19 protein-coding genes and 1 other annotated feature are annotated in these 19,877 nt (G+C 45.7%); of the genes, 16 read left to right on the top strand and 3 right to left on the bottom strand.

Annotated elements, in window-relative coordinates:
* Window positions 1-53 precede the first annotated feature (53 nt).
* Window positions 54-656, top strand: a complete 603-nt coding sequence (yihA, locus tag VB077_RS12120) for a ribosome biogenesis GTP-binding protein YihA/YsxC (RefSeq protein WP_323415507.1) — start codon at window positions 54-56, stop codon at window positions 654-656.
* 255 nt (window positions 657-911) lie between these two features.
* Window positions 912-1,904, top strand: coding sequence for a sodium:calcium antiporter (locus VB077_RS12115; RefSeq protein WP_323415506.1), 993 nt, complete (start codon window positions 912-914; stop codon window positions 1,902-1,904).
* On the opposite strand, the gene VB077_RS12110 is transcribed toward VB077_RS12115, so the two are convergent.
* Window positions 1,891-2,751 carry a DMT family transporter gene (locus VB077_RS12110; protein WP_323415505.1) on the bottom strand — a complete coding sequence of 287 codons (861 nt, stop codon included), beginning with the start codon at window positions 2,749-2,751 and terminating at the stop codon, window positions 1,891-1,893. The two genes, VB077_RS12115 and VB077_RS12110, sit on opposite strands and share 14 nt — an antisense overlap.
* Window positions 2,752-2,959: 208 nt before the next feature.
* Entirely contained in the window at window positions 2,960-3,679 is a 720-nt protein-coding gene (locus tag VB077_RS12105; RefSeq protein WP_323415504.1) for a LysM peptidoglycan-binding domain-containing protein, read from the bottom strand.
* A gap of 156 nt (window positions 3,680-3,835) precedes the next feature.
* On the opposite strand from VB077_RS12105, the gene VB077_RS12100 reads away from it, so the two are divergent.
* Both VB077_RS12100 and VB077_RS12095 read left to right on the top strand, forming a co-directional pair.
* On the top strand, window positions 3,836-4,537 hold the full coding sequence (locus VB077_RS12100; RefSeq protein WP_323415503.1) for a TIGR04086 family membrane protein: 702 nt from the start codon (window positions 3,836-3,838) through the stop codon (window positions 4,535-4,537).
* Between the two features lie 66 nt (window positions 4,538-4,603).
* Window positions 4,604-6,001 carry an FMN-binding glutamate synthase family protein gene (locus VB077_RS12095; protein WP_323415502.1) on the top strand — a complete coding sequence of 466 codons (1,398 nt, stop codon included), beginning with the start codon at window positions 4,604-4,606 and terminating at the stop codon, window positions 5,999-6,001.
* 94 nt (window positions 6,002-6,095) lie between these two features.
* On the opposite strand, the gene VB077_RS12090 is transcribed toward VB077_RS12095, so the two are convergent.
* Window positions 6,096-7,430, bottom strand: a complete 1,335-nt coding sequence (locus tag VB077_RS12090; RefSeq protein ID WP_323415501.1) for a HAMP domain-containing methyl-accepting chemotaxis protein — start codon at window positions 7,428-7,430, stop codon at window positions 6,096-6,098.
* Between the two features lie 302 nt (window positions 7,431-7,732).
* Window positions 7,733-7,956, top strand: a binding site (T-box leader).
* Window positions 7,957-7,990: 34 nt separating this feature from the next.
* Between VB077_RS12090 and VB077_RS12085 the strand changes: the two genes are divergently transcribed.
* From VB077_RS12085 to mreD, 12 genes are all read left to right on the top strand, one after another.
* Window positions 7,991-10,630: a valine--tRNA ligase gene (locus VB077_RS12085; protein ID WP_323415500.1), complete on the top strand. Its 2,640-nt coding sequence runs from the start codon at window positions 7,991-7,993 to the stop codon at window positions 10,628-10,630.
* A gap of 48 nt (window positions 10,631-10,678) precedes the next feature.
* Window positions 10,679-12,022 carry a folylpolyglutamate synthase/dihydrofolate synthase family protein gene (locus tag VB077_RS12080; protein ID WP_323415499.1) on the top strand — a complete coding sequence of 448 codons (1,344 nt, stop codon included), beginning with the start codon at window positions 10,679-10,681 and terminating at the stop codon, window positions 12,020-12,022.
* A gap of 134 nt (window positions 12,023-12,156) precedes the next feature.
* Window positions 12,157-12,783, top strand: a complete 627-nt coding sequence (locus VB077_RS12075; RefSeq protein ID WP_323415498.1) for a DUF47 domain-containing protein — start codon at window positions 12,157-12,159, stop codon at window positions 12,781-12,783.
* A complete protein-coding gene (locus VB077_RS12070; protein ID WP_323415497.1) occupies window positions 12,776-13,783 on the top strand; it encodes an anion permease in 1,008 nt (335 codons plus the stop codon). The genes VB077_RS12075 and VB077_RS12070 overlap by 8 nt, the downstream gene beginning before the upstream one ends.
* Before the next feature lie 278 nt (window positions 13,784-14,061).
* Window positions 14,062-14,748: an SPOR domain-containing protein gene (locus tag VB077_RS12065; RefSeq protein WP_323415496.1), complete on the top strand. Its 687-nt coding sequence runs from the start codon at window positions 14,062-14,064 to the stop codon at window positions 14,746-14,748.
* Between the two features lie 115 nt (window positions 14,749-14,863).
* Window positions 14,864-15,496 carry a redox-sensing transcriptional repressor Rex gene (locus VB077_RS12060; protein ID WP_323415495.1) on the top strand — a complete coding sequence of 211 codons (633 nt, stop codon included), beginning with the start codon at window positions 14,864-14,866 and terminating at the stop codon, window positions 15,494-15,496.
* A 161-nt stretch (window positions 15,497-15,657) separates the two neighbouring features.
* Window positions 15,658-15,921, top strand: coding sequence for a DUF4321 domain-containing protein (locus VB077_RS12055; RefSeq protein WP_323415494.1), 264 nt, complete (start codon window positions 15,658-15,660; stop codon window positions 15,919-15,921).
* A 1-nt stretch (window position 15,922) separates the two neighbouring features.
* On the top strand, window positions 15,923-16,579 hold the full coding sequence (locus VB077_RS12050) for a Maf family protein (RefSeq protein WP_323415493.1): 657 nt from the start codon (window positions 15,923-15,925) through the stop codon (window positions 16,577-16,579).
* Window positions 16,530-17,213, top strand: coding sequence for a RadC family protein (gene radC, locus VB077_RS12045; RefSeq protein ID WP_323415492.1), 684 nt, complete (start codon window positions 16,530-16,532; stop codon window positions 17,211-17,213). Before VB077_RS12050 ends, radC begins: the two co-directional genes overlap by 50 nt.
* A gap of 124 nt (window positions 17,214-17,337) precedes the next feature.
* The gene (locus tag VB077_RS12040; protein WP_323415491.1) at window positions 17,338-18,354 is read left to right on the top strand and encodes a rod shape-determining protein; all 1,017 of its coding nucleotides are present in this window, start codon (window positions 17,338-17,340) and stop codon (window positions 18,352-18,354) included.
* A gap of 22 nt (window positions 18,355-18,376) precedes the next feature.
* Entirely contained in the window at window positions 18,377-19,246 is an 870-nt protein-coding gene (gene mreC / locus VB077_RS12035) for a rod shape-determining protein MreC (RefSeq protein ID WP_323415490.1), read from the top strand.
* 1 nt (window position 19,247) lies between these two features.
* Window positions 19,248-19,754, top strand: a complete 507-nt coding sequence (gene mreD, locus VB077_RS12030; RefSeq protein WP_323415489.1) for a rod shape-determining protein MreD — start codon at window positions 19,248-19,250, stop codon at window positions 19,752-19,754.
* Window positions 19,755-19,877 lie beyond the last annotated feature (123 nt).

The raw sequence follows: 19,877 nt of genomic DNA, 5'->3' as shown, positions 1-19,877 counted from the left end.
AGTATTCGAAGCACCTAGAAGCATGTAAAGTGTTTCCGGAGGAGAAGATTTAGATGATTATCTATAATGCCGAATATACCGCATCAGCGGTTAATCAGAGTCAATATCCGAAGCATACAGAGCCGGAGATTGCCTTGGCCGGACGTTCAAATGTTGGGAAGTCTTCCCTTATCAATAAGTTTATTAACCGAAAAAACCTTGCACGGACAGGAAATACTCCGGGAAAAACGCAAATGCTTAACTTCTACCATATCAATGATGCGTTTTACTTTGTGGATCTGCCGGGATATGGTTATGCCAAAGTATCAAAAGAAGTGCATAACAAATGGGGAAAAATGATGCAGGAGTATTTCTCCACGCGGGAAAATTTACGTGCAGTTATTCAAATTGTCGATATCCGACATAAGCCGAGTCTGGAAGATCAGGAAATGCAAGGTTTTCTGCGGAATCGGGGAATCCCGGTTCTCGTGGTTGCCACCAAGTCTGATAAGATTGCTCGAGGGCAATGGCCGAAATATTTGAAAGCGATTGCCGAAACTCTCGAACTCCCGGATTGGCACTATATCTTGCCTTACTCCGCGGAAAACGGAGCAGGTGTGGAGGAACTGCATCAAGCGGTTGAAGAAATTTTAGACGAGGTTGCTTCGGAAGAGTAAGCCTCATTAATCCAAAAGAAGTACCAGGGGCTGTTGCAAGACAGTCCCTTTTTCATGTGTACATAATTATGGATTATTGCAAAAGACCTGGAACCACACGACTGACCATAGTTTTTGGGATAGCCCTGATTTTTGATTTTTAGGGCGTAACTTAAGCAAGCGGTGATTTTCCGTATTCTGTTAAGTCGATATTCAGAATATAAATTAAAGTATTGTGTTTAAGCGGATTAAAAATGGAATGGAGGGGCAGGAACGTTGAAAGATGCAGTGATTATGCTCTTGAGCCTGGGGCTCATCCTAGCCTCCGCTGAAGCGTTTACAAATGGTGTGGAATGGTTAGGCAGACGACTGAAACTGGGTGCGGGAGCGGTCGGTAGTATTCTGGCAGCAGTGGGGACGGCTTTACCCGAAACGATGGTCCCAATCATCGCTTTTCTCGGGACTCAAGGAGAAGAAGGTATTACTGAAGTGGGAATCGGGGCAATCCTCGGGGCGCCTTTTATGCTGGTGACTTTAGCTTTTTTTATTTCCGGTTTAGCGGTTTTGATTTTTCGACGGGGTAACCGCCCTTTAAGAATCCAGAGTGAAGTGTTTAAGCGGGATATGACCATTTTCCTTATTACGTATTCGCTGGCGATTTTCTCTTCTTTTTTGCCGTCGCCTTCTCTAAAGTTAGGGGTAGCGGGGATTCTTCCCTTAATCTATCTTATCTATGTTATTGTAACTGTGAAAAAGAGCACAGGTGTTGAAGAGCATGGAGACCTGCCCCCGTTGTATATTGCCCGTCAAACCAGGGAACCTGATCTGTTTCCGATTTTAGGGCAAATTACGTTGGCACTTTTAGGAATTGTCACCGGAGCTCATGGCTTTGTCGATTCGGTTCAATCCGTGGCGCTCATGACCGGAATTCCGGCACTCGTTTTATCGTTGATTATTACGCCGATTGCCACAGAGCTCCCTGAGAAGTTCAACAGTATTATTTGGTTAAGCCGAGGAAAGGATACGTTAGCCATAGGGAATATTACAGGAGCTATGGTTTTTCAAAGCACTGTCATTCCGGCAATCGGGCTGGCCTTAACCCCATGGGAATTAGAGCCTTTGGCTTTATTCAGCGGAATCCTGGCCTTGGCCTCCGGGTTAATTCTTTTGACAAACTACAAGCGTCAAGGTGCAGTCTTTCCGAGTATGTTAATCGTCTGTGGAGGATTTTATCTTTTGTTCATTATGATGGTGATTAATCTTCTTTAGGTCCGCTAAATTCTGCGATCAGCATGCCGATAAGGACAAGAACAGCACCGGCTAATCCGCGCGGGGGCAGAATTTCTCCCGCAAGAAGGAAGGCAAAGACAGCTGAAAAAACGGGTTCAGCCGAGCAGATGAGTGCTGTTTCAGTAGGAGTTGTAAATTGCTGCATCTTTGTTTGAATGAAAAAAGCAAGAGATGTAGCGGGTATGGCTGTTAAAAGGATTCCAAACCAGGCATATGAGGTGAATTGAAGGGACCCAGTTGGGAAAAGGAACGAAAATAGGGTGCTGAGAAGACTTACCGAAAGAATTTGTCCGGCAGCAAGCACGGTCGCATTTTCGGTAGGCGCATACCGGCCGACAAGAAAAATATGGAGTGCGAAAAAGATAGCACAGAATAAGACAATCAAATCCCCTTTATTGAATTGCAAATTATCACCGAGAGACAGCAATGCTAAGCCGACTGTTGCACTGATAATTCCGAGAACTAAGGTTAGGCGGGGGAGTTTACGCGTGGAGAGGACAACAAGAACCGGTACAAGGACGACACTTAAGCCTGTGATAAAGCCGGCATTAGAGGCTGTTGTATATTGCATGCCAATGGTTTGGGTTGCATAACCGCCAAAAAGAATACAGCCTAGAGCGAGTCCCTTGAGAATCCCTGTCCGGGTAAGATGTTGACGTTGAACCCAGACAAATGGGAGTAAGGTTAGAAAGGCAATTGCAAAGCGAATGGCAAGAAAGGGATAGGGTGCTAAATCCTCAGTAGCCCGTTTTACGACGACAAAGGTGCCTCCCCAGACTGCAGTTACGGCAAGCAAGGATAAATTAGCCCAACGACGCTGAATCAATTAAATCGCACTTCCTTTTACTTTAAAAAGCTTAAAATCAAATTTAGAAGCCGTTACTGCTGTAACGGCTTCAATTATTATTATCATTTTCTGTCTACTCTTTTACCAAAGTTGTGATTGAACTCGAACACCGCATTTTCAAGTATACCTGAAATGAAGATTCGAGAAAAGACCCAGTTTTTAGACCCTGATTTTTGCTGAGTTCATATTAGCCTTTCCCGCCCTCCGGTGCTGTCTCCGGGGGAAGGGGCATCTCAGGCCTTAACGGAGCAGTAGGTAAAGGAACGATTTCACAGCCACAGAATCGTTGTTTAGCTTCGGCGAAACAATAATAATGACGCTCTTCATCAGCGGCAATTTGCGTAAGAATGGTCTGTATTTCAGGAATGGGAATCTTTTGAGCGAGGTCACAATAGTGTTGGACAGCCGTTGCTTCATCTTCCATATTATAGTCCAGAATAGCACAAAGTTCTGTCGTATAGTTTAAAAATCGTGCACGCCAATCGACCCAGTGTCCTTTACTAAAGGACCCATATCGGGGATCAACTCCGAGAAAACGCAGTGCCCAGCCAAACTGCTCAAGGTGACGCAATTCATCATAGGCAATCGGGCGAAGGAGTTCGTCAAATTCGGGACGGTCAAGCACGACGGCTTGGTATAAGTAGGTGGTTACGGCTGAAAGCTCCGAGTCCTTGCCTGCATATACATCATAGAGCCACATCGCATAGGTAAAATTGGGTTCGGGAATTTCTCCGGGGATGGGCTGGGTAGTATCTAAGGTGGGTAGCAATAGAACTTGCCCCGGATAAATGCGATCAGGATGTTTGAGATGATTGAGGTTAACAATATCGGACATCTCAACATTGTATGCTTTAGCGATTTTGTAAATTGTATCTCCCGGCTGGACCACGTAACGCGCATAATCCATAGGGTTACATCCTCCCTTCTCAGTTTCACTTTACTATATTCCTAAAGTGCCTAAAGGTGATTGATCAGTTTTCAATAAAAGTTTGCGTTTTTGGCATGAAAGGGACAGGTTGTACGTAAAGATGAGATAGGAAAAAAGAAGAAGGGAGTACGTTCAATGGGAAATATAATTCTTCGGGGGATTAGCTCGGCGCTGGTGGTAACCGTTATTACTCTGCTGGCCGGAATGCTTTGGAGCACTATGGGATATGGTGGACTTAATCCCTCAAGTTTAGTGGATATTGGGCTGGCGGCGAGTTGTCTGGTGGCAGGTTACCGGAGTGGTAAAGAGGGCGGAGTATGGATCTGGGGAGGAGCCTCGGCACTCGGTTATGTCGGTTTGGCTATATTATTGGCCACCCTTTTTTTACCGATTAGCGGATGGGGTGCGGCCCAAATCCTGGCCGAGGGCGGACTCATGGGTGTTCTCGCCGGGGCTGTTGGGGCAGGAAAGGCTTCGGGAAAAAAGACAGGGTGGCAGAGCCCACTATTTTCCTCCCGAGTATCCCGGTGGGGTGCAGACGAGAATAAGTGGGATGTAGGGAATCGGTGGGATAGTTCTGCAGATTATGAAAATAGGGAGAGTATCAATTCCCGGGAAATCAACAATGGTGATGCTCCCGATACGGGCAGTGACGGTGAGTGGGAGGAATGGATGGGCGAAGATTTGCGTCTGAGCGGGGAGAAGAAAGAAAAAACATATAAGCAGTACCGAGATGACAAGGAAAAGGAAAGAGAAAGGGAAAAGGAAAAGGAAAAGGAAAAGGAAAATCGAATCGCACCTGAAAGAAAAAGATGGTGGGAAGAGGATGCATACTGAATATTATTGGCAAAGGGCAGCAGACTAAGAGTGTTAGACAACTTTCGGTAAAGAGAGGGAAGTTCAGTGCAGAACACCCCTGTTTTAATCTTAGTCTGTATTTTTGTAAGCATGATCGGGTTTTCTATTTTGGGTTTGTTGCTATTTTGGTTGGGCAAGCGCTATTTTCGCACCATAGTCCAGCGCCTATTCGGTTTAGTTGTTGGCCGGCTTCTTGAAGATGATTATGCCGAGAATCTGATGGAATTATGGGGTGGGATCCAACGCACCTCTGTTACCCACATTTTGGAGATTAGTCAACGGGCACAATTTGGTAAAATTATAAAGCGCCCTTTGGGTTCGGCTAGAAAATTTCCACATTATGATACCTTGTTGTTTATTCCGGCACAAATGGCGCGTCCGCCGATGGAGATTACGGTGGATATTCCGATGAAGGTGACTCTTGGTCCAAAGGCAGGGCAACCGTTAGCATTGGGGATCCCTTTGATTATTTCGGGGATGGCATATGGCGAAGCCCTGAGTGAAAAGGCGAGAATTGCTTTAGCCCGTGCCGCGAAACAGGTCGGAACAGCTCTGAATTCAGGAGAAGGACCTTTCCTATTAGAAGAGAGGCAGGAAACAGAAAAGTATATATGGCAGGTGAGCAGGAGTCCTTTTGGGAGAAATCCGGAAGCAATTGCTCAGGCAGATATGATTGAAGTCCAAATGGGGCAAGGATCGAGGGTAGGACCGCAGATTATCGAGCCAAAAACAGTAAAAGGAAAAGCACTTAAGCTCATGGGAGTCCCGGAAGACCAGCCGATTGTTATGAGTGCAGTAATACCCGGCATTAACACACCCTGGGATTGGCCAAGCTATGTAGCCGATTTGCGTAAGGAAACCGGGGGAAAGCCGATTGGGTTAAAAATAATGGCAGGGGGCAGATTGGAGGCCGATTTAGCGGTAGCGATTGAAGCGGGATTTGATGTTATCGCGATTGGCGGGGCACAAGGGGCAAGCGCAGGATCCTCTCCCTTGTTATCCGATGACTTCGGACTGCCCAGTATTGCGGCTTTAGTCCGTGCGCATCGTTATTTAGTAGAACAAGGGGTACGCAAAGAGATCAGCCTGATTGCCAGCGGCGGTTATGTTACCCCGGGTGAATGTTTAAAGGCATTAGCCCTGGGGGCAGATGCCGTTTACCTGGGAACGGCACCCCTTTTTGCCTTGGCGCATGGGCAGATCGGGAAGGTTCTGCCCTGGGAACCCTTGACACAGCTTGTCTGGTATGATTCTAAGTATAAGGACCGCTTAGATATTGATAAGGCGGCTCAAAGCGTAACGAATTTGCTGCAATCTTTTGTCCAGGAAATGCAGGAGGGAATCCGTGCCCTCGGGAAAAAATCTCTTACCGAATTAGGTCCCAATGATTTAGTGGCTTTAGATGATTGGACTGCGGAATTAACGGGGGTCAAGAGGATCTAAAAGACAAGGCCGGTGAAAACTTTGCTTGCTTATAAACAAAAAGAGAAGCGATCACGACGATCGCTTCTCTTTCGCTAAGCACTTCTTTGGCAATCTACTCTAATTTAAATCTGCGGGCCGCGCCTTGAAGTTCAAGCGCGGTCGTCGAGAGTTCTTCGCTGGATTGATTGATATCTTCCATGGAAAGCATTTGCTCAGAACTGCTGCTTGCAACTTCTTCGGTTTGAGCCGTTGTTTCTTCGGTAATGGCTGCGACTTGCTCAATTTCAGAAGAGATTTGCTGCGAGCTCACAGCGATTCCTGCGGTTAATTGAGCGACTTCCTGAATTTGTTCATTTACGGTTTGTGTGCCTTCCATAATCCGATTAAATGCTTTTTGGGCTTCCCCGATAGCGAGCGCACCATCCCGAACAACTTCTTTTTCAGCATCCATGCTCATAATTGCTTTATCGAGGTTTGTCTTGATATCTTCGATGATTTGCTCGATCTGAGCACTTGAAATGGTCGATTGCTCAGCCAGCTTACGGACTTCCTCAGCTACGACGCTAAACCCACGACCATGTTCTCCGGCACGGGCTGCTTCAATCGCCGCATTGAGCGCAAGCAGGTTCGTCTGATCGGAGATCGCCTTAATTGATTCAACAATTGTACCAATGACCGCTGATTTTTCACCTAAAGTGGAGATGATTTTCCCAGTTTCATCTACTGTTTGATGGATATGACCCATTTGAGTATTGACCTTTGTCATTGCTAAATCGCCTTCGTTGGCTACTTGTAAAGCTTGACTGGATGCGTTATCCGCAAGTTTGACATTGGTTTCTATCTGGGTTATTCCTTCGGCCATGTCCTGTACTGCGACCATGATGTTCTGCACGCTGTTGGCTTGAGACTGAGAACCCCCGGCAACTTGGTGGATTGCACTGGCGACTTGTTTGGCGGATAGAGCGGTAACTTCAGCCCGTTCGGCCAGCAATCGTGAAGAATCGGCAAAAACATCCGATCCGTGAGAGATATCTCCGACTAAAGTGCGGAAGTTACTCAGCATTGTATTGAGAGATCCGCAAAGCTTTCCGATTTCGTCTTCTTGTTCCATACAGCGTAAGTTTACCGTTAAATCTCCTTCGGCTACCTGTTCGGCAAAAGTAACACCGCGGCGTAAGGGGGTGACGATAAGAAAGGCGATGTAACAGCCGTAAAGAAAAATTACGATACTGACAATTAAGGTTAGCACAAGGATTAAACCGATGTTGTCTGCGATATTACCCTTCCGGACCAGAATGTATACCACAGCACCGGATCCAAGGGTGATCAAGGAGTTAATCCCAAAGGCCAATATCAGTTTGGTAGCTACCCCTAAATTAAACCACCAATGAACTATACGTGAATGCCTGGCAAAGAAATAACTCATACGGTCTAAAAAATCTGCCATATTAGCCTCCCTTATTTATTTAAGTAACAACAATAATAATTATAAGTATAAAGCTTATAAAAATAAATTAAAGATTTTTTATATTTTGTGCGTTCGTTTTTATTTTACCATAGTTTAGAAGTTCTAGAAATACTTTCGGAATCTTTTTGCAGAATTTATAAAATAATTTTATGGTGTTCATAGAATAATTCTATGGTTGGGCTTGCTGAAATTAAGGCTAAAATTAGGTAATATTATTCGTTCGATAGGTTTTCTTTACACAGTCACGGGGAATAGATATAATGTAATATATAATATGATCGTTAAACCCAATGAATGTGAGGAATTGCGGAAATCAACCGAGAAGAGAGAGAGGCTGCTTGCTGGGAGGCTTCTCCGGTTGACGCTTGGGTCGCACAAGAGGGGCAAGGGGGAACATGCAAGTACTCCTTGACGGGTCTGCCCGTTAAAGCAATTCAAGCCAAGACTTTAGAAATGATGAAGTCTTGGGAATATAAGGTGGTACCACGAGCTCTTCGTCCTTTGAGGATGGGGGGCTTTATTTATAGGAAGGTGGATTTATGAGTAAGGAATTAGCTAAAGTTTATGATCCGAAAGATGTAGAAGGGAAATGGTATTCCTACTGGGAAGAGAAAGGATTTTTCCATGCGGAGGCGGATGAATCCAAACCTGCGTTTAGTATTGTTATGCCGCCGCCGAATGTGACGGGGGCCTTGCACCTGGGGCATGCTATTGACGCCACGATTCAGGATATTTTGACTCGGTATAAACGGATGCAAGGGTTTAATACCTTATGGCTTCCCGGGACAGATCATGCAGGAATAGCGACCCAGGCTAAAGTTGAGGAGCAGCTTCGCAAAGAAGGAACGAATAAAGATGAACTCGGGCGGGAAAAGTTCTTAGACCGTGTTTGGGATTGGAAGAAGCAGTACGGCGGAAGAATTACCCAGCAGCTTCGTCGTCTGGGTGCTTCGTGTGACTGGTCCAGGGAGCGTTTTACGATGGATGAGGGCTGTTCCAAGGCCGTTCGCGAAGTGTTTGTCGATCTTTATAAGAAGGGACTTATTTACCGGGGAAATTATATCGTGAACTGGTGTCCCCATTGTCATACCACGATCTCCGATATTGAAGTTGAGCATGTGGATCATGAAGGCCATCTTTGGCATATCAAGTACCCGATTAAAGATAGTGACGAATTTTTAGTGGTGGCGACGACTCGACCGGAGACAATGCTCGGTGATACCGGTGTTGCTGTACACCCGGAGGATGAGCGTTATACGCATTTAGTCGGCAAAAAGGTAATTCTGCCCATAGTCAACCGGGAAATCCCGATCTTTGCGGATGATTATGTGGATCGCGAGTTTGGTACGGGAGCGGTTAAGGTTACCCCAGCCCATGATCCCAATGACTTTGAAATGGGCCTTCGTCATCACTTAGAGCAAATCCGGGTCATGGATAAAGAGGCTCGGATGAATGATAATGCCGGCAAATACCAAGGTATGGATCGGGATGAGGCCCGCAAGGCCATTGTCAAGGAATTGGACGAATTGGGTGTTCTCGTCAAAGTGGAAACCCTTCAGCATGCCGTCGGCGAATGTTATCGCTGCAGCACGGTTATCGAGCCGATGGTCAGTCAACAATGGTTTGTCAAAATGGAGCCGCTGGCCAAGCCGGCCATGGAAGTCGTGCAAAACGGTCGTTTGGAATTTGTTCCGGAGCGTTTTTCAAAGATTTATTTGGGTTGGTTAGAAAATATCAGGGATTGGTGTATTTCCCGTCAGCTTTGGTGGGGACATCGGATTCCGGTTTGGTATTGTGAGGACTGCGGTGTGGAGATTTGTGAGAAAGAAGATCCGACCGTTTGCCCGAAATGCGGTTCAACACATTTGAAGCAAGATCCCGATGTGCTTGATACCTGGTTTTCCTCAGGACTTTGGCCGTTTTCGACAATGGGATGGCCTGAACAAACACCGGAACTCAAGCAATTCTATCCGACCTCTGTTCTGGTCACCGGAAGAGATATTATTTTCTTTTGGGTAGCGCGCATGATCTTTACAGCGCTAGAGTTCATGAAAGAGGTGCCTTTCCCGAAGGTCATGATCCATGGACTGGTACTCGATGCCCAAGGGCGGAAGATGAGCAAGTCTTTAGGCAACGGGGTTGACCCGATTGAAGTCATCGAACAATACGGAGCCGATACGCTGCGGTTTATGCTGATTACCGGCAATACTCCGGGAAATGATTTGCGCTTCCATCCCGAGCGCCTTGATGCGACTCGGAACTTCGCGAATAAGATTTGGAATGCTTCTCGGTTTGTGCAGCTTAATCTTGAAGATTATCAGGAAGGGCCGCGCGGAGAACTGAAGCTTTCCGACCGTTGGATTCTTTCACGTTATGAAGCAACGGTGAGTGCAGTGACAGATGCTCTGGACCGGTTTGATCTTGGGGAGGCGGGACACCTCCTTTATGAATTTATCTGGAGTGAATTCTGTGACTGGTATATTGAACTGGCTAAGGCCCGCCTCTATGATAAGGAACATCCGGAAGCGCGTCATACGGTTCAATCGATTCTTTTCGAAGTGATTGAAGGAACGATGCGTCTCTTGCATCCCTTTATGCCGTTCCTAACGGAAGAGATATGGCATAACCTCCCGGTTCAAGGTGAGAGTATCATGATTCAGACTTGGCCAAAAGTAGGCGGCTATCGAGCAGAAGATGCGGAACAGCAGATGACGCTGGTTATGGATGTCATTAAAGCCGTGCGGAATATTCGAGCAGAAATGAATGTTCAACCGGGTAAAAAAGCAGAGATCATCCTTGTTTCTCCGGCCGCGGATAATCAAAGGGTCTTGGAACGCGGTCAAGGCGACATCATGCATTTAGCAGGCGGTTCGAAAATCGATATTGTTGCAGCATTGGCAGAAAAGCCTGCTCAGGCTGCAAGCGCCGTACTTGAGGGAGTGGAGGTTTATTTACCGCTGCGCGGACTGCTTGATCTGGAGAAGGAGGTTGCCCGGGTCGAGAAGGAAATTGCTCAAGCTCAGCAGGAATTAAAGCGTTTTGAAGGAAAACTGAACAATCCCGGTTTCCTGGCCAAAGCTCCGGAGCAGGTCGTTGCTAAAGAACGGGAAAAACTTGAGGGAACAAAGAGCCGGATCAGTGCCTTAGAAGTTCGTTTGCAGGAACTGCATGAAGCGTAAGCTTAAACTTCATAGACACCGAATGTATGGGGAAAAGAGGGTAAAGTTTTGGATAAAGAGGATGAGAATATAAAAGGACTCCAAGGGGAGCAAGCGTATCAAGCTGCCTTGGATTACCTGATCCATCTGACGAAGTTTGGGATTAACTTAGGGTTAGACCGTATCCAAGCTCTTCTCCAACGCGTAGGCAACCCGGAAAAAGCGTTGCGCGTGATTCATATTGGGGGAACGAACGGCAAGGGTTCAACCAGCATAATGGTAGCTAAGATCCTTGAGGAAGCAGGATTTCGTGTCGGGTTATTTACGTCACCGCATCTTAACGATTATCGCGAACGGATGATGATCAATGGGGAAATGATTCCCAAGCAAGAGCTTGCGCGCTTAGTGGATACCCTTCGTCCTCATCTTGAACATTTGATCCAAGACGGAGTTGAGCATCCGACAGAGTTTGAAGTGAGCACGACTTTAGCATTTTTATACTTTGCTCAACAAAAGGTTGATTTTGCGGTGATTGAAGTTGGGCTGGGCGGAGCTATCGATTCGACAAATGTTGTGCAGCCCTTGATCTCTGTCATTACGAATGTGGGAATGGATCATATGGATCTCTTGGGAAAAACACTTGAAGAAATTGCTGCGGTTAAAGCGGGGATTCTCAAGCCAAACTCGGCGGCGATTACCGCTGCCGAGCGCCCCGAGGCGTTGCGGGTGATTCGGGAACGGGCGAAGGCTCTGAATATTCCGCTTTGGGTTGTCGGAGAGAAGGTCTGCTGGAACAGTCACTGGAGCAGCGAATTGGAACAGGAATTTGATCTAAGCGGCTTACACGGCAATTATCCCCGAATCCGTTTGAGCTTGGTTGGTGCGCACCAAATTAAAAATGCGGCAACAGCAGTCACAGTTTGTGAAGTTTTGCAGTCAAAATATGGCATCAAAATTCCTCGGGAGGCCATTTATGAGGGACTCCGGAAAACGCGTTGGCCGGGTCGGCTTGAAGTGTTGTCATTAGAGCCCACGGTTTTGATTGATGGTGCGCATAATGTGGATGGTGCTCATACGTTAGCCGATGCTTTGCAACTTTTTAAGCACAAACGTTTAATCCTTTGCTTGGGAATGCTTGGCGATAAAGAACGGGAAAAAGTCGCTGAGATCTTGCTCCCCTTTGCCGATGAAGTGATTATTACCAAACCCAATTCTCCACGGGCCGGGAACTGGGAGTACCTGGGGGTGCTGGCAGCTCAAAAGGGATTGCCTGTAACAACAATTGAGTCTCCGACTGCTGCAGTGGTTGAAGGTTATCAGCGATTGAGTTCAGGTGACATGCTCTGTGTAACAGGGTCACTGTATATGATTTCTGAAGCGCGAATGGCTTTGATGGATATTTTTGGTGAATAGCTATCATAATATTTAACATCTTCATCAATTTAGCATAAATTTTTTTAAAAAGTTAACACAGATTTAACAATAAGACGCTAAGATTTTGATAAAATACAACAGGATATTGTCGAAAAGAATATGGAGGTTTAAGTATGCTAGGCATGTCACCAAAAGAAGAGAAGTTTTTTACTTTGTTTCGGCAGTGCACTGATGTTGTCTGTGAGGCTGCACAAAAGATCGAAGTATTTTTCAAACAAGATTTTGTATCAGAGGAAGACGCCGACGCGATTCATGAGCTTGAACACAAAGCAGATGATATAACTACCGAGATCATTGATCGACTTAATTCAACATTTATAACTCCGCTCGACCGTGAAGATATCTATACCTTAGCCCAAGTTTTAGACGATGTTGTCGATCATTCGGAAGGCGCAGTAGAGCGGATGATGCTCTATAAAACGAAAAAACCGTCTATTGGAACGCAGGAGCTTGTAAACCACATTGTGCTGGCGACTTTTGAAATCCAAAAAGCTTTTGCTTCTCTGGACAATATTCATTTCAAAAAAGCAGAAATATTGGCCGCTACCGAAAAGATATATGAATTGGAAAGCGCGGGAGATAGATTATATCGACATGAAGTCGCCCGTTTATTTGAATGCGAGAAAGATGCGATTGAGGTTATCAAGTGGAAGGAAATTTTAGAACACGTGGAAAACACGTTGGATCATTGTGAAACGATTGCCGATCTCCTCAAAGGAGTTGTTTTAAAATATGATTAGTTCTGGGGCGTTGCTCGTTATTGTTGTTTTTTGCGCCCTAGCTTTTGATTACATTAATGGTTTCCATGATACGGCAAATGCTATTGCAACAAGCGTATCGACCCGGGCGTTAACTCCGAAGCGTGCCGTTGTAATGGCTGCTTGTCTTAATTTTGTGGGCGCACTTGTGAGTACAGGCGTAGCGCAAACCATTGCTAAGGATATTGTTTCTCCGGAGTATGTTACTTCAGAGGTTGTCATTGCTGCTTTGATCGGCGCAATTACGTGGAATATAATTACGTGGTATTTCGCAATTCCGAGCAGCTCATCACATGCCATTATCGGCGGCATGATGGGAGCGGGGGCCGCATATGCCGGATTTGGAGTTTTGCATTGGGGCGGACTTACGAAGATTGTCCTGGCTCTTCTTATCTCTCCCATTATCGGTATTATTCTTGGTTTTATAATAATGAAGACCCTTTTCTTTTTGTTTAGAAATGTATCCCCTTCAAAGGTCAATCATGGTTTTCGGAAAATGCAAGTCCTTTCAGCTGCACTGCTTTCCTATAATCATGGATCAAATGATGCTCAAAAGTCGATGGGTATTATTACTCTGGCCCTTGTCGCCGCCGGTCTTCAGGATCCGGCCAATCTTAATCCCCAGCTTTGGGTTAAGATTGCCTGTGCGCTTGCGATGGCAGCCGGAACGTCTGTTGGCGGATGGAAGATTATTCGAACGATGGGAGCTAAGATTTTCAAGCTTGAACCGATCAATGGCTTTGCCGCAGATTTAAGTTCTTCTATTGTAATTTGGGTGGCGACTGCTTTCCCCGGTTTACATCTTCCTGTCTCAACAACGCATGTTGTTTCCGGTTCTATCATGGGAGTCGGAAGCGCCAAACGGGTTTCGGCTGTGCGCTGGGGAATAGCTCAGCAAATGCTTACAGCATGGGTTATTACTATTCCGACTTCCGCTTTGATAGCTGCAATCATATTTAAAATCATTTCGTTGGTTATCTAAAGTCATCGAATGAAATTCAATATTTTTTAAAATATAACCTTTGAAGGGGCTGTCGCAAGACAGCCCCGTTTTCGCGCGCACATAATTATGGACTATTGCCAAAGACCCGAAACTACACGACCATAGGTTTAGCAACAGCCCCTTGTCTTTTTCACAGTCCGCATGACGATAAGTTAAGGCATTGAGGTATGATCCCTTTTTTCCAAGCATAAAATTGATTTATAAGGGTTGTCCGACGACACTATTAATAGGTTGGATTAAAATAGGGAGGCTGGGGCATGAGGGCGGGAGTGCATTGGAAAATCGGGGGACCGGTTCTGATCGGATTGGCTATTCTTGTATGGATGATGGGTTATCTTGGCAATACTTACATTAGAATACTAACCGAACCCCAAACGAATGTTTCACAAGCTGCAGCCGATTCTTCAAAAGTTGAGGAACTACAGGTTACTTTGGACGGACTTGATTTTTGGATATGTCAAGTCGGTGTTTTTCAAGCAGAGGAAAATGCGAAATCAGAAAAGAGTCGTTTAGAGAAACTAGGCTGGGAAACACAAATTGTGGGTCAAAATCCTTGGACAGTAGCAATTGGGTATGCTCATGAACAAGGTGAGCTGAATTCATTACGGGAAGGGCTTAAGGAAGGTGGCGTGGTAAATGTAGTAAAGCATTTCGTCGTACCGGGACAGGCTTATAAAATTTCAGGCAGTGGAGCTGAACAAACAGCCCAGATTCTTCTCCATGTCCAGAATTTTCTTAAGACGAAACCGGGTCAACGAGGAGATACATTAAACTTATTAGAAAAAGAAATGCTGACCTCGTGGCCGAAGAAACTTAATCCATTGCAACAAGCGACTGCCCATGTCCTCGAGGCGGAGAAAAATTCGGACTCCGATTCCCAATATCAAGGGCTATTACTTCTATTCTCGGAATATCAGAATACACTAAATTCACTTATAAGATAATATTATAAAGAGAGTTCAAAAAATTGATAGGTAAGACATTTGCCTTTTTTCTGCTTAGTGATATAATTAACTTACTTTAATTTCAAATTAAGATGGTTAGAAACGAGGGATTCTGTTGAAGACATTAAAAATACCAGAAGCTACGATTATTCGTCTCTCGGTATATTCAAGATACTTAACGGAAGTGGATCGGAAAGGTATCATTACAATCTCTTCTGGTGATGTAGCTGAGGGAGTGGGTGTAAGCCCGGCACAGGTCCGAAAAGACTTGGCTTATTTCGGAGAATTTGGTACACGCGGTGTAGGTTACAATGTTAAAGATCTTCATCGGCACATCTTGAAAATTCTGGGACTTGCTCAGGATTGGAGCGTAACGCTTGTCGGTTTAGGGAACTTAGGTTTAGCCTTAACTTCCTACAAGGGTTTTAGAGAACGCGGTTTTGTAATTACGAGTCTGTTTGATAATGATCCTGAAAAGATAGGCACGATCATCAACGGTGTTGAAGTTATGCCGATTGAAAAACTTGAAGAAGTTGTCGTTGCGAATAAGACCCAAATCGGTATTATTGCCGTACCTTCATCTGTAGCTCAAGAAATTGCCGATAAGCTTGTTGCTTCCGGAGTGCAAGCAATTCTCAATTTCGCTCCCGGTGTTCTTAATGTTCCACCTGAAGTTGAACTTAGAAATGTAGACTTGGCCGTTAATCTTGAAGTTCTGACCTTTAACGTCGGAGCCCAAAGGTTATAGGGCGGGGTATTTTCGATAAGCAAACGAATCGAGGGTAAGGCTAAAAAGTCTTACTCTTTTGTTGCACTTCACCCCATAAGGTGCTAAACTTTATATTGATTTGACAACCAGCCAGGAGCTTAGTATCCTGGCTGCGTTGCTATTTGGAAGGGGGGGACAATATGCCGGCAAGTCGTACTAATTCCGGGGTGGGTCGAACCATTATTCTTATCTTCACCGGAGCTGCTCTCGGAACTCTGATTGGTTTTGGCCTTGAAAAGTATGGGATTTTCAGCCCGTTTCTTCGGCCTGCAGTCATTGACTTTCCCTCGCACACCTATTTGGATTTCTTCTTCCTTTCCCTTTCCTTTGGACTCCGCTTAAGCATTAATTTTACCACCATTTTGGGGGCACTCGGTGGGTATTATCTCTCAAGGAAGTGGTAGAATGTTGGTTCTGGCCTCGACATCACCGCGGCGTGCAATGTTGCTTAAAGAAGGGGGCTTTTCATTCGTTCTCCAGAAAGCAGATGTATCAGAAGAACTTCCCTTAAAAATTAAACCCGAGGCTGGGGTTCAAGAATTGGCTTTACGAAAAGCGCTTGCCGGTCAAAAGGCTTGGATAAATTCAGGCGGTTGTGCGGAAGATATTATCCTGGGAGCAGATACAATCGTGGCTATCGATGATCAGATTCTGGGAAAGCCCGCAGACGAAAAGGAAGCCCAAACAATGCTCCAACGGCTGAGTGGACGGCATCATGATGTTTATACAGGGGTAGCGCTGGTGAATGGAACAGGATGCCGGGAAAATACGGCAATCCGAACCCAGGTTTTCTTTCGGCCCATTACCTTAGAAGAGATAAAAGCCTATATTGCCACAGGGGAACCTATGGATAAGGCCGGGGCCTATGCAATACAAGGCGGGGCGAAGGATTTTGTAGAACATTATGAAGGATCTTTGAGCAATGTTATTGGACTGCCTATGGAATATGTGAGTGAGAGACTAAGAGCGTGGGGGATTGAGCAGGAAAATATCACCCTTCGCGAGGTGGAGGATGGATTATCGTCGGTTAAAGGATCTTTCCGAGGATTTATTGCCCCGTGAACGCTTATTTCAGTTTGGTGCGGAGACGCTTTCAAATAAAGAAATCTTAGCTATTCTTTTACGCACAGGTTTAAAAGGAGAGAATGTTCTTGACTTTGCAGAAAGGCTTCTCAGCGAAGCAGGCGGCATAGCAGGATTGGCGCGAATGAGCGTTCATGATTTGACACAACTGCATGGATTGGGGCAGGCAAAAGCAGCAGAGTTAAAAGCAGCCCTTGAACTTGGCAGGCGTTCTGTTTCCGCCGAGCCGATGACTCGCCCGGTTATTAACTCTCCCCAGGATGTCGCCCATCTTGTCATGGAAGAAATGCGTTATCTTGACCGAGAGCATTTTCGAATTGTTAGTTTATCCACGAAAAATCATGTTTTGGGTATCAGTTCGGTTTCGATTGGATCACTTAATTCTTCTCTGGTTCATCCGAGAGAATGTTTCAAAGAGGCGATTCGCCGGAATTCTAATGCCATTATTCTTTTACATAACCACCCAAGCGGAGATCCGACGCCCAGCCGTGAAGATATTGATGTGACAAAGCGGTTAGCTGACGGAGGTAAAATATTGGGAATTGAGGTTTTGGATCACGTGATTATTGGCGATAACCGGTACATAAGCCTTAAAGAACGTGGCATATTATAAAGACATGAAAAGAAGTTGTCCATTATTTGGAGGACAAAGAGCCTACTGAATTAATAATGTTGATACGTAAAGTAATTTGGGTCCCCTTTTTTAGACACGAGAGACGGAAGGAGCTTCTTACATTATGATGTTTGGTAAAGATCTTGGAATTGATTTAGGAACGGCAAATACGTTGGTTCATATTCGCGGTAAAGGAATTGTGATCCGCGAACCCTCTGTTGTAGCAATTGATGTCGAAAAGAAAACTCCGCTGGCCGTTGGGGATAAGGCAAAAGAGATGATCGGCAGGACACCGAGTAATATTGTTGCAATTCGCCCCTTGAAAGATGGCGTGATCTCTGATTTTAATGTCACTCAAAAAATGCTGAAATATTTTATTTCCCGAGCATTAGGTACGGAATCGCCTTTTGCACGCCCTCGAGTCGTGATCTGTGTTCCTTCGGGAGTAACCCCTGTTGAAGAACGGGCGGTTAGAGAAGCGGCCATAGCTGCGGGTGCCAAGGAACCGGTCATTATGGAGGAGCCTATGGCAGCGGCGATCGGAGCAGGTCTGCCGGTCAGCGAACCGACTGGGAATATGATCGTCGACATTGGCGGAGGAACAACTGAAGTCGCTGTGATTTCTTTAGGTGGAATTGTTACAAGCCTATCCATACGAATTGCCGGAGATGAGATGGACGATGCAATCGTTGCCCATATTAAGCGTCATTATAATTTGATGGTGGGATATCGGACGGCTGAGGATATCAAGATGGAAATCGGAGCGGCTTATAAGGCGGAAGCAGGACTTAATTATACTGTGCGCGGTCGAGACCTGCTCACAGGACTGCCCAAGACGATTGAAGTCACCGCAAAAGAAATCCAGGAGGCGCTCCAAGAACCGGTGATGGCGATTGTTGAAGCGGTTAAGTCTTGTTTGGAAAAAACCCCTCCTGAACTGGCGGCTGATATTATGGATCGCGGAATTATGATGGCCGGCGGAGGTTCTTTGCTTAATAATCTGGATGAATTGATTTCCGACGAGACAGGAATGCCTGTTCATCTGGCTGAGGATCCTCTTTCTTGTGTTGCTCTCGGCACCGGAAAGGTTTTAGAGGATCCGGAAGTTCTCCGCAGGATAGCCGCTTTGCAAAAGGCTTAAGGAGAACGGGGAGGAAACCTCGGTGGGGAAAAGAAAAGTTACGGCAACAGGAATCATCGTGCTCATTTTCTTCCTGATTTTGGGCGTGCTGATTAGTATTCGGTTAACAGGGATTGGAAACACTTTTTCCAATCCTGTAGGCAATGCTTTGCACCGGGTGCTAAGCCCTGTTGAAAGTGTCATATTACAAGCGGGTAACGGAATTCGCAATAATACCCGCGCGCTTTGGAATTTCCGAAGTGTGGAAGCAGAAAACGAAGCGCTGAAGAAACGGGTGGAGCAGCTTACAGGGGATAATCTGGAGCTCAAAGAACAGGTATTAGCAGGATTAAGGTACAATGCACTCGATCAGGGCCTTTTTAACAGCCCTACCTTGAGCAAATATGAAAAAAGCGGTGCAAGTATCACAAATCGCAATCCTACGGCTTGGTATCAAACGCTTACCCTAAACAAAGGGAGTAACGACGGGGTTGCAGTAAATAATCCTATAATAGCTCAGTATGGACTGGTGGGTAAGGTTGTCGCGGTTACTCCCAGCACGTGTGAAGTCCTTATGATTACGGATGGAGAAGGAAAAGTAAGCGCCTTGGTGCGTGGCAGCACAGGCAATGCAACCTTTGGCATTGTTGAAGGAACCTATAAACAGACTTCCCGACTTGATGCCAAAGGAAATTTGCAGATGCTGTTTCGCCGTGAAGATAATGTCAATATTGGTGATCTTGTGCTGACTTCAGGGCTGGGAGGGGTTTATCCCAAAGATATTCCGATCGGCAAAGTTGAACAAATTCAACTGGATAGCTCCGGACTTCTAAAAACAGCCTATATCAATCCTTTGGAGGACTTTGATTCTCTGGAAGAGGTTTATATTGTGAAGAAAGCGGAGGGGGAGTAAAATGCGTTATTTATTAATGGCTTTAATGCTTCTCCTCAGCCTGATCTTGCCGGGAACGGCGTTCTATTTTTGGTCCTGGGGTGATATTAAACCCGATCTGATTATGCTTTTCATTATCTATATGGCGTTGCACCATCGCCCTTTGTCCGGAGCGCTTTGGGGTTTAGGTGCCGGTATTATAGAGGATCTTTACATTGGCCGGCATTTCGGCATGTACTCCTTAACTTTGGCAGTTGTTGCCCTTTTAACGGGCTGGCTTGCCCAACGGTGGAATCGCGAAAACCTTCCTTTGATCATTCTCATTGTTTTCTTAGTCACATTTATGGGCCAATTGGTGATCGTATTCTTAAATCTAGGAGCGGGCACAGGGTGGACTTTTTATGCCGCACTAAGGTTAGTCGGCGGCGTTTCGCTTTATAATGCAGTTTTGGTACCGATCACTTATCCCTGGATACATCGCTCGTTTGTGAAGGGATGGCTAAAATACCGCCCCAAGTACGAACGGTAAAGAAGACTTGGTCGGTAGCGAGCAAAGCGAGGTAGCGACCTAGTCGCGCTTACCCTGCCGGACTAACCCGCATGCATCGTAGGGTAAAGTAGACTTGGTAAGTGGCGAGCGGAGCGAAGACAG

Source organism: Desulfitobacterium sp., from assembly GCF_034927245.1.
GTDB lineage: Bacteria > Bacillota > Desulfitobacteriia > Desulfitobacteriales > Desulfitobacteriaceae > Desulfitobacterium_A.
Note: the sequence above shows the minus strand (reverse complement) of the source record. Positions and strands in the feature narration are given on the sequence as shown.

Coding starts and splice junctions, on each gene's coding strand:
- VB077_RS12070 (WP_323415497.1), top strand. CDS start 12,776: ATGATTAGTTCTGGGGCGTTGCTCGTTATTGTTGTTTTTTGCGCCCTA.
- VB077_RS12040 (WP_323415491.1), top strand. CDS start 17,338: ATGATGTTTGGTAAAGATCTTGGAATTGATTTAGGAACGGCAAATACG.
- VB077_RS12075 (WP_323415498.1), top strand. CDS start 12,157: ATGCTAGGCATGTCACCAAAAGAAGAGAAGTTTTTTACTTTGTTTCGG.
- mreD (WP_323415489.1), top strand. CDS start 19,248: ATGCGTTATTTATTAATGGCTTTAATGCTTCTCCTCAGCCTGATCTTG.
- VB077_RS12100 (WP_323415503.1), top strand. CDS start 3,836: ATGGGAAATATAATTCTTCGGGGGATTAGCTCGGCGCTGGTGGTAACC.
- VB077_RS12105 (WP_323415504.1), bottom strand. CDS start 3,679: ATGGATTATGCGCGTTACGTGGTCCAGCCGGGAGATACAATTTACAAA.
- VB077_RS12065 (WP_323415496.1), top strand. CDS start 14,062: ATGAGGGCGGGAGTGCATTGGAAAATCGGGGGACCGGTTCTGATCGGA.
- radC (WP_323415492.1), top strand. CDS start 16,530: ATGGATTATCGTCGGTTAAAGGATCTTTCCGAGGATTTATTGCCCCGT.
- VB077_RS12085 (WP_323415500.1), top strand. CDS start 7,991: ATGAGTAAGGAATTAGCTAAAGTTTATGATCCGAAAGATGTAGAAGGG.
- VB077_RS12055 (WP_323415494.1), top strand. CDS start 15,658: ATGCCGGCAAGTCGTACTAATTCCGGGGTGGGTCGAACCATTATTCTT.
- VB077_RS12090 (WP_323415501.1), bottom strand. CDS start 7,430: ATGGCAGATTTTTTAGACCGTATGAGTTATTTCTTTGCCAGGCATTCA.
- yihA (WP_323415507.1), top strand. CDS start 54: ATGATTATCTATAATGCCGAATATACCGCATCAGCGGTTAATCAGAGT.
- VB077_RS12050 (WP_323415493.1), top strand. CDS start 15,923: ATGTTGGTTCTGGCCTCGACATCACCGCGGCGTGCAATGTTGCTTAAA.